The sequence below is a fragment of the Brevibacillus halotolerans genome (assembly GCF_026891775.1).
GTDB classification, from domain to species: Bacteria; Bacillota; Bacilli; order Brevibacillales; family Brevibacillaceae; genus Brevibacillus_B; species Brevibacillus_B halotolerans.
Window position 1 is genome coordinate 284,038 of sequence record NZ_JAPTNK010000003.1, and the last position, 14,797, is coordinate 298,834.

The 14,797-nt window shown below is 42.6% G+C and carries 12 protein-coding genes and 1 riboswitch; of the genes, 5 read left to right on the forward strand and 7 right to left on the reverse strand.

Annotated features, from left to right (window positions below; all coding sequences use genetic code 11):
• Positions 1-100 precede the first annotated feature (100 nt).
• A riboswitch (TPP riboswitch) is annotated at positions 101-211 on the forward strand.
• Between the two features lie 72 nt (positions 212-283).
• Genes O0550_RS06245 through O0550_RS06260 form a run of 4 tightly spaced genes read left to right on the forward strand, consistent with a single transcriptional unit; the run spans position 284 to position 3,302 of the window.
• Positions 284-1,312, forward strand: coding sequence for an ABC transporter substrate-binding protein (locus tag O0550_RS06245; protein ID WP_258425845.1), 1,029 nt, complete (start codon positions 284-286; stop codon positions 1,310-1,312).
• Between the two features lie 32 nt (positions 1,313-1,344).
• Positions 1,345-1,641 carry an MTH1187 family thiamine-binding protein gene (locus tag O0550_RS06250; RefSeq protein WP_258425846.1) on the forward strand — a complete coding sequence of 99 codons (297 nt, stop codon included), beginning with the start codon at positions 1,345-1,347 and terminating at the stop codon, positions 1,639-1,641.
• A complete protein-coding gene (locus O0550_RS06255) occupies positions 1,638-2,408 on the forward strand; it encodes an ABC transporter permease (RefSeq protein WP_096886742.1) in 771 nt (256 codons plus the stop codon). Before O0550_RS06250 ends, O0550_RS06255 begins: the two co-directional genes overlap by 4 nt.
• Positions 2,409-2,453: 45 nt before the next feature.
• Positions 2,454-3,302 (forward strand): ABC transporter ATP-binding protein, encoded by an 849-nt coding sequence (locus O0550_RS06260; protein ID WP_138976937.1) that lies wholly within the window; start codon positions 2,454-2,456, stop codon positions 3,300-3,302.
• Positions 3,303-3,388: 86 nt separating this feature from the next.
• On the opposite strand, the gene O0550_RS06265 is transcribed toward O0550_RS06260, so the two are convergent.
• The gene (locus O0550_RS06265; protein WP_003340563.1) at positions 3,389-3,961 is read right to left on the reverse strand and encodes an isoprenylcysteine carboxyl methyltransferase family protein; all 573 of its coding nucleotides are present in this window, start codon (positions 3,959-3,961) and stop codon (positions 3,389-3,391) included.
• A complete protein-coding gene (locus O0550_RS06270; protein ID WP_096886744.1) occupies positions 3,955-5,010 on the reverse strand; it encodes a type III polyketide synthase in 1,056 nt (351 codons plus the stop codon). Before O0550_RS06270 ends, O0550_RS06265 begins: the two co-directional genes overlap by 7 nt.
• Positions 5,011-5,273: 263 nt before the next feature.
• On the opposite strand from O0550_RS06270, the gene brnQ reads away from it, so the two are divergent.
• Positions 5,274-6,623 carry a branched-chain amino acid transport system II carrier protein gene (brnQ, locus tag O0550_RS06275; protein WP_181747877.1) on the forward strand — a complete coding sequence of 450 codons (1,350 nt, stop codon included), beginning with the start codon at positions 5,274-5,276 and terminating at the stop codon, positions 6,621-6,623.
• Positions 6,624-6,741: 118 nt separating this feature from the next.
• Here the strand turns inward: brnQ and O0550_RS06280 are convergent, their stop codons facing one another.
• From O0550_RS06280 to O0550_RS06300, 5 genes are all read right to left on the reverse strand, one after another.
• Positions 6,742-9,192 (reverse strand): AAA family ATPase, encoded by a 2,451-nt coding sequence (locus O0550_RS06280; protein WP_258425847.1) that lies wholly within the window; start codon positions 9,190-9,192, stop codon positions 6,742-6,744.
• Between the two features lie 266 nt (positions 9,193-9,458).
• Entirely contained in the window at positions 9,459-9,662 is a 204-nt protein-coding gene (locus tag O0550_RS06285; RefSeq protein WP_041752217.1) for a hypothetical protein, read from the reverse strand.
• Between the two features lie 207 nt (positions 9,663-9,869).
• Positions 9,870-10,199 carry a hypothetical protein gene (locus tag O0550_RS06290; protein ID WP_003335984.1) on the reverse strand — a complete coding sequence of 110 codons (330 nt, stop codon included), beginning with the start codon at positions 10,197-10,199 and terminating at the stop codon, positions 9,870-9,872.
• Positions 10,200-10,298: 99 nt separating this feature from the next.
• The gene (parC, locus tag O0550_RS06295) at positions 10,299-12,770 is read right to left on the reverse strand and encodes a DNA topoisomerase IV subunit A (RefSeq protein ID WP_101668495.1); all 2,472 of its coding nucleotides are present in this window, start codon (positions 12,768-12,770) and stop codon (positions 10,299-10,301) included.
• Between the two features lies 1 nt (position 12,771).
• Complete coding sequence (locus O0550_RS06300; protein ID WP_258425848.1) at positions 12,772-14,739, reverse strand: DNA gyrase/topoisomerase IV subunit B; 1,968 nt, start codon at positions 14,737-14,739, stop codon at positions 12,772-12,774.
• Positions 14,740-14,797 lie beyond the last annotated feature (58 nt).

Here is a 14,797-nt window from a genome sequence, read left to right on the forward strand (position 1 = left end):
TTTCACAATGATCAAAACGAACAGGATCAATCATTGAATTGTATTCTTTATAGACAAACGTTCCATTTGAGTATATGATGACAGTAATGATAACAACTGCAAAACGCTTCGGGGAGCTGGAATTGGCCGGCTGAGAGTGTATTCCTTATAATACTGACCCATAACCTGATCTGGATAATGCCAGCGTAGGGAAGTAAGCTTCTGATATCTTCTTACATGAACGCTTCCAAGACAGGTTGCGTTTTTTTGTTGTCTACCAAACAACATGGAGGTTTCGGGATTTATGAGAACTAGTAAACGCTTACCTGCTACTTTACTTTCTGGATTGCTCGTGCTCGCTCTATCAGCTTGCGGACAATCTGCTACACCGGATACACCAAGCGACAAAAAGACACCTGAAGCAGCACCTGCAAAAACCCACAGTAAAGTCGTCCTTGACTGGACACCTAATACCAATCACACCGGATTATATGTCGCTCTTGAAAAAGGCTACTACGCCGAGCAAGGGCTGGATATAGAGATCGTTCAGCCTGGCATGAACGGAGCTGATACCATGGTGGCCACCGGTGAAATTCCATTTGGAGTAAGCTATCAGGAGGGTGTCACGCAAGCACGAACTCAAAATGTCCCTATCGTATCGCTTGCCGCTGTCATTCAGCATAATACTTCTGGTTTTGCTTCACCAGTAAGCAAGAAGATTTTGTCTCCCAAAGATTTTGAAGGAAAAACCTACGGGGGCTATGGGGCTCCAAGTGAAAGAGCGGTTTTACAATCTCTGATGAGCATAGAAAAAGCTGATATCAATAAGCTAAACATGATTAATGTAGGCGAAGCAGATTACTTCACTGCTGTAAAACGCGATATTGACTTCGCTTGGATTTTTTACGCGTGGACGGGCATTGAGGCAGAGTTGCGAAACGAGCCAATTAACATGATATACGTTAATAAATATTCGGATAAACTAGATTATTATACCCCTGTTCTCATTACGAATGAAAAAATGATTCAAGAAAAGCCAGAGATTGTTAAAGCCTTCATGGCAGCAACCTCCAAGGGATATCAATATGCTGGTAAGCATCCGGAAGAAGCGGCTAGCATCCTCCTTAAGCATGTTCCCGATTTGGATGAAAAATTGGTAAAAGCGAGCCAAAAATGGTTAAGTCCACGTTATCAGGATGATGCTCCTCGTTGGGGAGAACAGAAACGCGATGTTTGGCAAGGCTACTCCGACTGGATGGTGGAACATCACTTATTAGAAAAACCACTGGATGTCGACAAAGCATTTACCAACGACTTTTTACCGAAATCATAAACGCGGCATATCACATAGAGGAGCGATTACAGATGGCAAATGCCTTAGTTAGCATTCAAATTATCCCTACCACCCCTCAAGGTGAGGGAGTCATTCCCTTTGTAGACAAAGCAATTGAAGTCATTTCGCAATCAGGAGTAAAATATTTCGTTAGCCCGTTAGAGACCACGATGGAAGGCGAGTTGGAAGAACTGCTTGCTATCGTAAAAAAGATGAATGATGTCATGGTTGAGGTTGGTTGCCCGTCCGTAATCTCCCAAGTCAAAATTTATCACCGTGCTGATGGGCTAGCTTCGATGGATGCATTGACGGAGAAATATCGTCCATGAATAACAATCGTCGTCTATATAAAACAGGATGGCCGCCCGTTCTCGCGGTCTTCCTGTTTCTCTTTATATGGCAGCTTGCGACTTTTATCTGGAAACCCGAAGCGTGGTTTTTACCAAGTCCCCTTGCTATTTTCCAAGAAGGCTGGAATCAAGCGCCGCAACTTACACAACACCTATGGGCTACTTTACAAATCACCCTATTAGGCTTTGCAATTGGGAGTACAACGGGTCTTATTCTTGCCTTTTTATTACATGTAACTCCACCTGTGAAGGCCGCCTTGTATCCATTACTCATCCTAAGCCAAAACATACCGACCATTATTTTAGCTCCTCTCTTGATGATCTGGTTTGGCTTTGGGTTATTGCCAAAAATGATTTTGATTACGCTGGTCTGCTTTTTTCCCGTCACTTTATCTACCATGACGGGACTGGCGCAAACCGATCCTCAAATCAAACGATATATGCTAATGCTTGGAGCAACTCGCCAACAAATTTTCTGGAAGCTAGAGTTACCTCATTCACTTGCCTCCATGTTTTCTGGACTAAAAATCTCGGCAACCTACAGTGTGATGGGAGCCGTCATTGCTGAATGGTTAGGGTCGCAAAAAGGGTTAGGCGTCTACATGCTTATGGCAAAGGCTTCCTTTCGTGCTGATCGGGTTTTTGTCACGATGTTTCTTATTGTAATTGTCAGTTGCTTGCTCTTTGGCTTGATTCGTCTTTTAGAACGCTGGGCGCTCCGATGGCAATCGAATAAGCGAGACTAGCCAGTAGCTACAATATAAGGTCAATAAAAAAGGGGGTGAGCAAGAGTGAGTAATGGAATTCACACATCTCATACTATGAAGTTGACTACAGAAAGTAATCTAGCGTCTACATCAGCAACAACATCTGCGTCTTCTTCTCCCTCTGCACTTGTCGTTGAACAAGTTTCGCACTCCTTTACAGAGTCGGGGGTCACTATTGATGTACTTCAGCAGATATCTTTAGAAGTAAAAAAAGGAGAGTTTGTTTCCTTAATCGGACCATCTGGAAGCGGAAAAAGCACGCTATTTCATATCATTGGCGGTCTTATCTCACCAATACACGGTAGCATTTCGATTGAAGGCAAACAGGCCACGGGCAAAACAGGTCATATTAGCTATATGCCGCAATCCTCTAGCTTACTTCCCTGGCGCACAATAGAGGAAAATGTGGGATTAGCCTTAGAAATAGAGGGTGTGCCTCGTAAAGAAACGCTAAAGTTGGCTCGGGAATGGCTCCCGCGGGTTGGTTTAGGCGGATATGAAAAAGCGTATCCCCACATGCTTTCAGGGGGAATGCAGCAAAGAGTCGCTTTCTTGCGCGCCTTGTTAAGCAGACAAGAACTCATCTGCTTGGACGAGCCCTTTGGGGCCTTGGATGCACTTAGCCGTACTGACATGCAGAATTGGTTGTTATCTATTTGGGAAAAGCATAAACGCTCCGTTCTTTTAATAACACATAGCATTGATGAAGCTATCTTTTTATCCGATAGAATCTATGTGCTCACTGCAAAACCAGCTCGAATTGCTGCTACAATTTCTGTACCATTCGAACGACCGCGTCAGGAAAAAATGCTGCTATCTTCAGAGTTTCTCCTTGTGAAGGAACAAATCTTGACGTTGCTACGTCACTCATAGGCAAACATAGATTAGCGTCAAAATAAAACTCGGCTATAGGAACGCACATCTGCGATAAGCCGAGTTTTATTTTTTGACAGACCCGATTAGTCTTTTTGTTTTCTCAGCGGAATGAATCTTCCTTTTTCCTTCATCCACGCTTCATATTTATATGCCTTTTGCAATGCTTCCTCCTCTGCTGTAATCCGCACGCTTAATATGATGGCCTGAGCAACTGTAAAGATTACTGCTGTTTTCCAAGCACCAAATGTAAGCGGAAGCATTCCTCCCTCGATTAATACGACCAGATAGTTTGGATGCCGGATGTAGCGATACGGGCCATGTACCACTGGCTTTTTACCTTCTAATACAAAGATCCTTGTATTCCAATAATAACCCAAGCTTCGCATGCTCCAGATTCTTAATAGCTGAGCGAGACAAAATATGCAAAACGGCCAAAAATAAAACGGGATTGAAACAGTGGATACATGAAGCAGTACCTCGCTAATCAAGCTGACAAAAAAAACAACATGTAAGCTCACGATCCACTTGTAATGCCCGGCAGCTACCTCATAACCCCCCGCTTCCTTTATATACCGCGCATTTCTTCTTGCTATTACCAGCTCAGTACAGCGTTGGTAAATCACGATCATAATCACCAGCAAAAAAATAGTTACCATTCCAGCAACACCTGCTCACAAGAAAACCCCGGCCCAAGGGCTAAAAGCAATCCGATTTCCCCTGGCTGATGTTCTTCTCTCAGCTCTCTTTCTAGCACAAAGAGGACGGTACAAGAAGACATATTCCCATGATCTCGTAGTACCTCTTTGGCATGGCGCAATCTATCTGATGGTACTTGCAGAGCCTGCTCGTAGGCTTGCAGAATCTTACTTCCCCCTGGATGAGCGATTATGCGATCAACGCTACAATAATCCCTTCCTTCTCTTTTCAGGAAGCTCTCCATCTCTGGCTTCATTTTATCTTTTATGAGTGTCGGAATGTCTTTAGAGAAGACTACCCGCAAGCCTTCTTCCCTTACATCCCATCCCATAACATCAACCGTATCACGCCAGATCGTTGAATGTGTTGACAAGATAGCAGGTACATGATCAGATACTGCTTGTTTATCTCCATAGAGCAATACAGCAGCAGCCCCATCAGCAAATAAGCTGGTAGCGATTAGATTACTTTTACTTCGATCCCCATGTACAAAGGTTAAACCGCACAGCTCAACGCAACAGACAAGTACACGTTCCGATGGGTGTGCCTTCGCAAACGCGAAACCTCTGGCTAATCCGGCTGCTCCTCCTGCACATCCCAGTCCCCATACAGGGGTTCTTTTCAAATTGGAGCGAAACGGTAAGCGATTGAATAGAAGAGCATCTAAGCTCGGAGTTGCGATCCCAGTGGAGCTGACCATAATCACATGATCAATCGCATCTGCTGTAACACCTGCCCTTTCCAAACACTGCTCAATTGCACGTACGCTTAATTCTAGTGCCTGCTGCACGTATAATTGATTTTTTTCTGCCCAGTCATGGGGCTTTTCAAACCATTCTAGCGGAGTTGAGAAGCTTCTATTTTCAATTTCTGCTGATTCAAATACTTGTAACAGACGTTCGATATCAGAAAAATGCGGTTGAAAGAACCGACGCGAGAATTCCTTGCTTTCTTGCTTCGTAATAGTATAATGTGGATTTGCTGTGCCGATTGAGACAATTCGCGGCATCATTTCTCCTACTTTCCGTTGTTTTGCTTTTATTCTTTCCCAAAGACTTTCCCTTATGTAAATAAAGTGGTAACATCAGGAAAAATGGGTCTAAACAATTCGTAATAGTATAAACCTTCGAACAAAAGAGTGAGAATTATCAATAAAAACAGATTTTATTCACAAAACGGTAACATTATTAAAAAATTTAACACGTATGCTTTTTTCAATGTGTGATAAATTAATTGAATAAGAAAATCTATCGCAAGGAGTCTACCTACCTTATGAAACAAAAGCAATTATCAATGAAAGAAACAGTGACAATTGGATTAATGCTGTTTGCTCTCTTTTTTGGAGCCGGCAATATGATATTTCCTCCTTTATTAGGACAAAACGCTGGGACAAGCGTATGGATAGGTATTTTAGGATTTGTTTTAACCGGAGTAGGACTTCCGATCCTAGCAGTTGCTGCCACTGCAACAACGTTAGGTGATTTAAAGGTTATTGCAGGTCGGGTACATCCGCTATTCGGCATTATTTTTCCCACACTCATTTATCTAGCTATTGGCCCATTTTTCGGAATTCCACGAACGGCTAGCGTTGCCTATGAGATTGGTCTTAGTCCTTTGTTGTCAGACTCTATTAAAGGAAGCAGTCTACCTTTGCTTGTCTATTCGATTGTCTATATGTCGATTACGTTCTGGTTATGTCTAAATCCTACAAAGTTGGTCGATCGCATCGGAAAAGTCTTAACACCCACATTATTGCTAATTATCGCAATATTGTTTGTTCGGAGCATTTTTAAGCCATTAGGGGACTTTACAGCACCTTCAGAAGCCTATATGAACAATGCATTTTTTAAAGGATTCCTCGAAGGATATCTAACTATGGATACGTTGGGTGCTTTAGTTTTCGGAATTGTCGTGATTTCTTCTATACAAAATCGAGGAGTTACAGATAAAAAGAGCATTACCATGGCTACAGTGAAAGCAGGTTCCATTGCTGGAATTGCTCTAGCCCTTGTATATATGTCTTTAGCCTATCTAGGAGCTGGCAGCTCTTCTATAGTAGGCACCTCAACAAATGGTGGCCAAATTTTAACTGCGGTTGTATCCTATTTGTTTGGTCAAGGAGGCGTTATATTACTCGGTACCGCTATTACCTTAGCATGCTTAACGACTTCAATTGGACTTATTACAGCGTGCGGTCAATTTTTCTCCAACCTTATCCCTGCCCTAAGCTATAAGGTTTCGATCAGCATTTTGTCTGTATTTAGCTTAATTATTGCTAACTTGGGTTTGAATCAAATCATTTCCTTCTCTGTACCTGTATTGGCTGGACTATATCCAATTGCAATCGTACTGATCCTTTTATCTTTGATTCACAAACATATAAAAGGCTTTAAAGAAGTATATATATATAGTGTCGTGTTCGCTGGAATCATTAGTCTAGTGGATTGTTTGCATGCCTTTGGCTTTGCTTTAGGCAAGATTACCGTATGGCTACAAATTCTTCCGTTATATTCAGTTGGTATCGGCTGGGTTATTCCCGCCATCATTGGTGCGATTATTGGTTTTGTCGTAGGTTCATTGAAATCTCAAGATCGTGTGAATCCCTCTACTCAAACCGATTAATCTACTTTGTTTCTTTCCATTCGTATTGTCGCGATCGTGATGGAACCAATCCGTCTTCGCTTCTTATATACTAAGTAAAAAAGACAGGGATAGGCTCACAGCCCCCTGTCTTTTTCTATTATTTTGCCGGCATGATACGCTCAATAGCTTTACTAAAATCTTCCCATGTAAGTAAGCTTAAATCCTCTTTCGTCCAATCTGATTTCTCTGCTGCTGCTAACCGTAGGGCCTGCTCCTGCATTGCTTCTTGAACCAAATTTTTAGCAAATCGCCCGTTTCCTTTAATTCTTCCCTGTTCACTCCACGTCCCTAGCTGCTCTGCTAAACGCTCTTGTGTATCATCCGTTACCTCATAGCTATTGTCCTGAATAAATTGTGTAATAATGGATAAAAGCTCGGAGGCTGTATAATCCGGGAATCGGAAATATTTTTTAAAACGTGAGGAAAGACCTGGATTGCTATCAATAAACTTTTGCATATCGTAGGGATAACCTGCTAGGACAACTACTAAATTTTCCCCGTGCTTGCTTATCTCTTCGACCAACGTATTGATTGCCTCGTGTCCATAGTCATTTTCACTAGTAGACATCAACGCATAGGCTTCATCAATAAATAAGACACCACCTAAAGCCTCTTTTATTTTTCGCTTCGTCTTACTTGCTGTCTGCCCTACGTAGTTTGCCACAAGATCAGCGCGACCAACTGTTACGAGATGCCCTCGCTTGAGATAGCCTACTTCTTGTAATATTTGTGCATATAATTGAGCTACCGTCGTTTTTCCTGTTCCCGGGTTACCCGTAAACACTGCATGCAATTCAACAGGAACAGCCGGCAACCCATTTTTTTGACGCGAACGCTGAATAGACACAAACGCAGCGACCTTGGTTAATTCAGCTTTCATTTCTGCAAGCCCTATCATTTGCTCCAAGTGTTGCTTTGCCGAAAGAGTGTTGATTTGTACCTCTTTACCAGATAAATGGGCTTCTACATCTGCTGGTGTAAGGATTGTGAAATCTGGTATCTTCATTGCTTCTGTATCGCCTACATGGCTTCCTTTAGCAAAGATAGCATCTAAAATAATATTTTTGGCTGTTCGAGCATTCCCAAAGGTTTCATCAACCCTCTCTCGCTCTAAACGCTGCTGAATCGAGATTTTTGTATCAGGACGAAGAATGAAATCATTACGCTCCGCCACTTGCTCAGCTACTTGTAATAACTCATCTGTTGTAAAGTCAGGCAGTGTAAAGTGATTGCTTTCCGGGAAACGACTGCGTAAACCAGGGTTTGCCCGCAGGAAGTTTCGCATCTCTTCTGGATAGCCTGCTAATATTACTACGAACTTGCCGCTATATTCACCGCTTGTCATTGCAGAAACAAGGGTATCAATCACAACCTGCCCATAATCACTATCGCTGGACTCCGCCCGTTTCAAGCTGTAGGCTTCATCAATAAACAAAACGCCGCCCACCGCTTTCTTAATCACTTCCATCGTCCTTTGCTCTGATTGACCTACATACGCTCCCACTAGCTGAGAACGATCGACTTCTATCACTTCTGCTCGTTCTAATAAGCCTAATTCATGATATAGAGTGGCTAACAGGCGAGCTAATGTCGTTTTCCCCGTACCGGGATTCCCCATTAATACAGCGTGCAATTCTAGCGGATCGGCCAACTCCCAGCCCTTTTCCGTACGAATACGCTGGTACTGTAAAAATTGTGCAAGTTGCTTTACCCTTTTTTTCATGTCGGCTAAACCAACTAATTGATCAATTTGTTCCATTGCCGGAAGTTCATCCTGTAAGTCTGCTTCTGCTTGTGTAGGAGTTAGTTGTTCGCGAATAGATTGCTCGATCTCCTGCAAATTTTTATTAGCTTGCTGAAGTCGAGCCAACAATTCGGAAGAGTAAAATAATCCTTGTACCGAGCCGGCATACTTCTGTGCCTCCTTATGTAACAGGATTAATGCTTCCTCTAGCTCTAAGGTACCCTCACGCAGAGACTTATATTTTTGCTGAAGAAGGGTATTCGCCGAAAGCTGAGCGGCTTGTGTTCCTGCTTGTAGCATATCCTCCCAATTAACCAAATCGTCAAGACGCTCTTGAATCTGTGAAACGAATTGAGCTGTTACTTTCTTGCGCGTAGCTGCATTGTCAGTTTCACGCATAGCAGGAAATTGAGCTGTTTCTTTTAAGGATTGCAATAAAGAATGCAGATACATGTCTGCTTGCAAAGAAGCGGCTTGCTTACTATCTGGGTCCAATTTTCTCGCTTTTTTTAACCATTCCTCCACCAGCGAAATTTGCTGGGTCTTCCTCCAACGTATCTGTGCAAGGATAGTAAGGACTGTTGCTTCAGCTTGATCAAGCTCGGCCTGTTCTACTCCGACCATCTGTTTTTGCTCTATCTGTTCGTCAGAATCCTGGGTAAGAATATGTAGGAGTTGCTCGCGTTTTTCTTCTATATATTGCAAGGCCACAATAGCCTCTACTTCTGTTACATGTAAATTTCCATTTGGTTTTTGCCATTCTTTGATTTTATCTAGTACTGTTTGCTCTTCTCTTCTATTCATTGTTATGTTGTCCTCCGTTATCTGCTCCCTTTCCTTGTTGTATCACTTTTTTAACTAAAAAGAAAGAGGATAACCCAATCAACTCATTATATCTATGGATTTTCCCTTTCATCTTAAAAATGGGTTGCTTCCTCACAGCAAAAAACCCGGCTCATCCTTCATTCCGGGTCTTGTTGCTATACAAGACATAACTTGCTCTGCAAGAAACAAGCAATCGCTATTTAGCTCCTGCTTGTTTGTCCATACGCGAAATGTCGCATGACGTATTATAGTTGCAAATGTCCCATTTCGATATCAGACTCCATATGTGCTAGTGCTGCAGGGAATACATCCTGTTCAGATTCAGCGTATATCTTAAATGAGCTGACTATCTTTTCTCCGCTGCACACCTGTACGTTATATTGAGAATCTCCATCGTAGGTCGTTGCAAATCGATACTCTCTTCCGTTTACATTCAAATTTTTTTCCACGATAATCACCTCATCCTTAGTTTGTCCAGCTTTAAAAAAAGCATTACGATCTGTCCTTATCTTTGCTCTGGTTACCTAAAGAAATGAGTCCATTCTCCATTCTCCATTCCCCCGGAAATAAGCCATTTCACTCATGGAAAAGATAAAAGCCGCTGTCCACGTGCTTGGACAACGGCTCTTTCTTGGCTTCCTATCTCTACCCTGTTTTTATACCATGGAAAAATCCATGATATTGGTTCGTTGCGTTAGTTCTTTTCCTGATGGCAAAGTAACGTACATAAGACCTTGACTCTCTTCTTCATTCGTCCAGGTAAAATCAAACGTTACACTTTTTTTCTCAAACGCCTGCTCTTCCTCAAATTCCTCCAGGATTAACCGCAATGTTTCAGGATGCAAAGGTACAGAAATGGATTCCCCCGACTGACTCGGAATCGATAGATATTTTAACGCATCTTCAAAATACATGACTGTATCAAGCAACAATGATAACTGTTGCCAGTTCAATTCACTTGTAAACCGCTCGAATGGTTTTAACATTTCCCCGTCATCCCTTCAATGATGTTCCTGTATAAGGATTTCTCTTGGTGCTTACTCTTAGTTGGATGAAAAATTCTCGTTTTTATTGCTGATTCGAAGTTATAAATCGGTTTCCGATTCTTTATCATCATGGGATGGAATCGTGGCTTCTAACAAAATCTGGTTAAAAGCCTCATCAACTATTAGTCGTCCAATTCCACCTTGCTCCGTTATTGGCACTTGATCGGCTTCTACCGTTATCAACTCTCCACGCTTTGTCACCACAATCCACTTAGGAGAATGAGGCTCCTCCAGCAAAATCGCTTTGATCTGATGCGGATTCGTTTTTCTTTTACGGATCAGAAGTAAGCCTTTCCCAGCTCGACCCTGTAGAGGAATATGAGCAATGGAAGTACGTTTCACTACTCCTTCTGCAGTTAACGCTCGCAATACTCGATTATCTTCTATATCCGTAGCCAGCAGGTCAATTAATAGGTCTTCTTTTGCCAAATTAATTGCTTTGACACCACTGGAAGCTCGGCCTGTCGGCGATACCTCCGTTTGCAAAAAGCGGATTACCATTCCATCCTGCGTGACACCAACAAATGCTCCCTCGTCATCAATCAAATGAACATGATTCACTTCATCTTCACTGTTCTTTAATTTAATAGCAACGACCGCACCTGATCGATTGGTTTCATACTCTTTTAGCGCTGTCTTTTTAAGTAAGCCGCTCTTGGTTGAATGACAGACATATAATGGCTTGTCAAAACTATCGACAATATGTACAGCAACGATTCTTTGACTTTTTTCAAGAGAAAGCACATTTACAAGTGCTGTCCCGATATCCTTCCATTTCGCGTCCGGAATATCATTTACCAGCATAGCAAAATATTTGCCATCCTGTGTAAAGAATAGTGCTGTATGGGATGTATTGGTTTCACAGAAGGTCCTTACCTTATCCCCTTCCTTTACCCCGCAGGTTTCAATCGAACCACCCATTGATTTAAAGGAACGTGGGCTAACTCGCTTCACATAGCCTTGATGAGTTAACGTCACAATACAGTCCTCTACCTGAATTTGCATGGATAAATCGAGTTTAATTTCCTCAATTTCACCCTGAATTTCAGTCATACGCGGCTCACTATATTTTTTCTTGATTTCACTTAGCTCAGCAACCAGAACTGAAATTAGCTTTTTCTCACTACCTAGAATAGCCTTAAGCTCCTCTATTTCCTTGGCAAGCACCTGTAGCTCCTTCTCAAGCTTCACAATATCAATTCGTGTTAAAGAAGCAAGCTGAATACTTAAAATAGCGTCTGCTTGCAGCTCAGTAAAACCAAACTTAGCAATAATATTCCCTTTGGCATCCGCACGGTCCTCGGAATCCATAATCGTATCCACGATCTGTCTGAGAATGGACTTAGCATGAATCAAGCCCTCAACAATATGCTTTCGATTTTCTTTACGGTCCAGATCAAATTGAGAGCGACGAGTCACCATCTCTTTTTGATGTGAAATGTAGGCATCCAGTAAGTGCTTGAGTCCCATCTGCTTGATGGTACCCTCATGGATGGCATTCATATTGTAGTTGTAGAAAATCTGTAAATCCGTATTTTTATATAAATAATGGAGGATCGCTTGGGCGTCAGCTTCTTTTTTCAGATCGATAACAACACGGACTTTTTTGAGCTCGGCTTCCTTACGCCCGGTCTCGTCTCGAACAGCTAATGCACCTTCAATCTTACGCTCCATAACCAGCTCATCGATTTGAGCGACTAGCTTTGATTTCACCACATCATATGGGATTTCACTAATCACAATGCGCTTATGCTTGTTCCCTTTTGCCTCTTCGATATCAGCTCGTCCACGAATAATAAACTGGCCTCTACCTGTTTCGAATGCCTTTTTAATGCCAGATACCCCTTGAACAATCCCTCTGTTAGAGAAATCTGGACCCTTCACAAACTCCATGAGCTCATCAGTCGTAATGGACGGTTTACGCATCATGGCAATTGTAGCGTCAATGACTTCTCCAAGATTATGTGTAGGAATGTCGGTCGCAAAGCCTACAGCGATACCAGACGCTCCATTTACCAGCAAATTCGGGAACCGTGCTGGTAAAACAGCAGGCTGCACTGTGGAATTATCATAGTTCGGGATAAAAGGTACAGTATCTTTTTCGATATCTCGCAATAACTCATTAGCCAGTGCAGATAAGCGAGCCTCCGTATATCGCATAGCAGCTGGAGGATCGGCATCAAGGCTACCGAAGTTACCTTGACCCTGAATTAACACATGGCGCATCTTCCACCATTGTGCCATCCGTACCATTGTCTCATAAATAGAGGCATCCCCATGCGGATGGTACGTTCCCATTACGGAACCAACTGTTTTTGCTGATTTCCGATAAGGCTTATCAAAGGTGTTATTCTCTTCGTACATCGAATATAAAATCCGGCGTTGTACCGGCTTTAAGCCATCGCGAGCATCCGGAATAGCACGTGAGAGGATAACTAGATTAGCATAATCCCCAAAACGTTTTCCCATGATCTCTGCAAAGCTTTGTTCAATTAAACGATTAGAAAACATGCTACTCATCCTCTCCTACTTCAAAAGTGACATGGGTCTCGATCCATTCACGGCGAGGAGGGACTTTATCGCCCATTAAAACCGTAATTAATTTTTCACAGTGAGCCCTGTCTGCAAGAGACACTTGAATCAGCTTCCGGTTCTCAGGGTCCATTGTCGTTTCCCATAATTGATCAGGGTTCATTTCACCTAAGCCCTTGTAACGCGTAATTTTTGCCCCTTTGCCTAACTTTTTCAGAGCGATTTCCAATTCTTTATCATCCCAGCAGTAATAGGATTCCGCACCCTTCTTACCCTTTCCACCATCTCTAGATACCTGATAAAGCGGCGGCTGAGCAATATAAAGCTTATTAGCAGCAATAAGCGGCTGCATATAACGGAAGAAGAAGGTTAATAGGAGCGCCTGGATATGCGAACCATCCACGTCTGCGTCAGACATGATGATAATCTTATCGAACGCACAATTCGCAATCGAAAATTCTTCGCCGATATCTGTCTCCAGCACTTCTAAGATCGTTCTGAACTCTTCATTTGATAAAACCTCGGAAAGCTTAGCCTTCTCCGTATTCAACGGCTTTCCTTTCAGTCCAAAGATCGCTTGATATTCAGAGTTGCGTGCTTGCTTAGCCGATCCTCCTGCTGAATCACCCTCGACTAGGAATAGCTCGTTAATCTTCGGATTTTTATATTGAGGGGGTGCAAATTTTTCCGAAATGGATTTACGCTTCTTCGCACCTTTCCCTTTTTTGTCCCCGCGCAATGCTTCTCGTTGTTTTCGCAGCTCTTCACGAATTTGCATCGATTTTAAAGCTTTATCAATTAATAGCTTAGCAATCTCAGGATTCTCTTCCAAGAAAAAGCCCAATTTTTCCGAGATAATCTGTTCAACAATGGTGCGTGCTTCTTCATTGCCCAATTTGTCCTTTGTTTGCGATTCAAACTGAACATCAGACATTTGCAGAGATAACACGCCTAAAAAGCCTTCACGCAAATCGTTCCCGGTTAAATTAGGATCTTTTTCCTTGATATACCCTTTCTTGCGGGCAAAATCATTAAAAATCCTGGTGGTGGCATTTTTAAAGCCTGTGACATGTGTACCACCATCATTTGTCGGGATTGAATTCACATAAGAAGCCAATGTCTCCGTATATCCATCATTGTATTGGAAGGCCAGCTCTACATACACATTATCCTTCTCTCCATCGAAATAAACTACAGAATGGAGACCATTTTTACCCTCGTTTAAATACTCTACATACGATTTAATGCCATCTTCATAATAGAATTCTTCTTTACGTACCTCTGACGTACGTTTATCAATTAAAACCATGCGCAAGCCTTTCAACAGAAAAGCCGTTTCACGGAAGCGATCACGCAAGGTCTCGTAATCAAATTTAGTAGCAGTAAATACCTCAGGGTCTGGTTGGAACGTTACGGTTGTCCCTGTACGTTTGGACTTTCCTACAATCTCAAGGCCCGTGACAGCTTTACCCACAAACTCCTGCCCATTCTTATCTACTACATATTCAAAGCGTTGTTTATAAATGTTTCCTTCTCGGTGAATTTCTACTTCCAGCCAACGAGACAAGGCAACAACGACACTGGAGCCAACTCCATGCAAGCCACCGCTTTTTTTATACCCGCCTCCGCCAAATTTACCACCTGCGTGAAGTGTGGTAAAAATAACCTCTGGCACTGGTCGTCCAGATTTATGCATACCTGTTGGAATACCGCGACCGTGATCCTCCACGCTAACGCTACCATTTGGATAAAGAGTGACAATAATACGATCGTTTACGCCAGCCAAAGCTTCATCCTTAGCATTATCCACGATCTCCCACACTAGGTGGTGCAAACCGCGTGATCCAGTGGAGCCTATGTACATACCAGGCCTTTTACGTACGGCGATCAAGCCTTCCAGGACCTGAATATCTTCTTCGGTATATGATAGTGCTCGATTATCAGCCATTCTGTTCTCCCCTCTTACACACTTGCAATCAACGTTCCTTCAAGCGAACACCTAATCG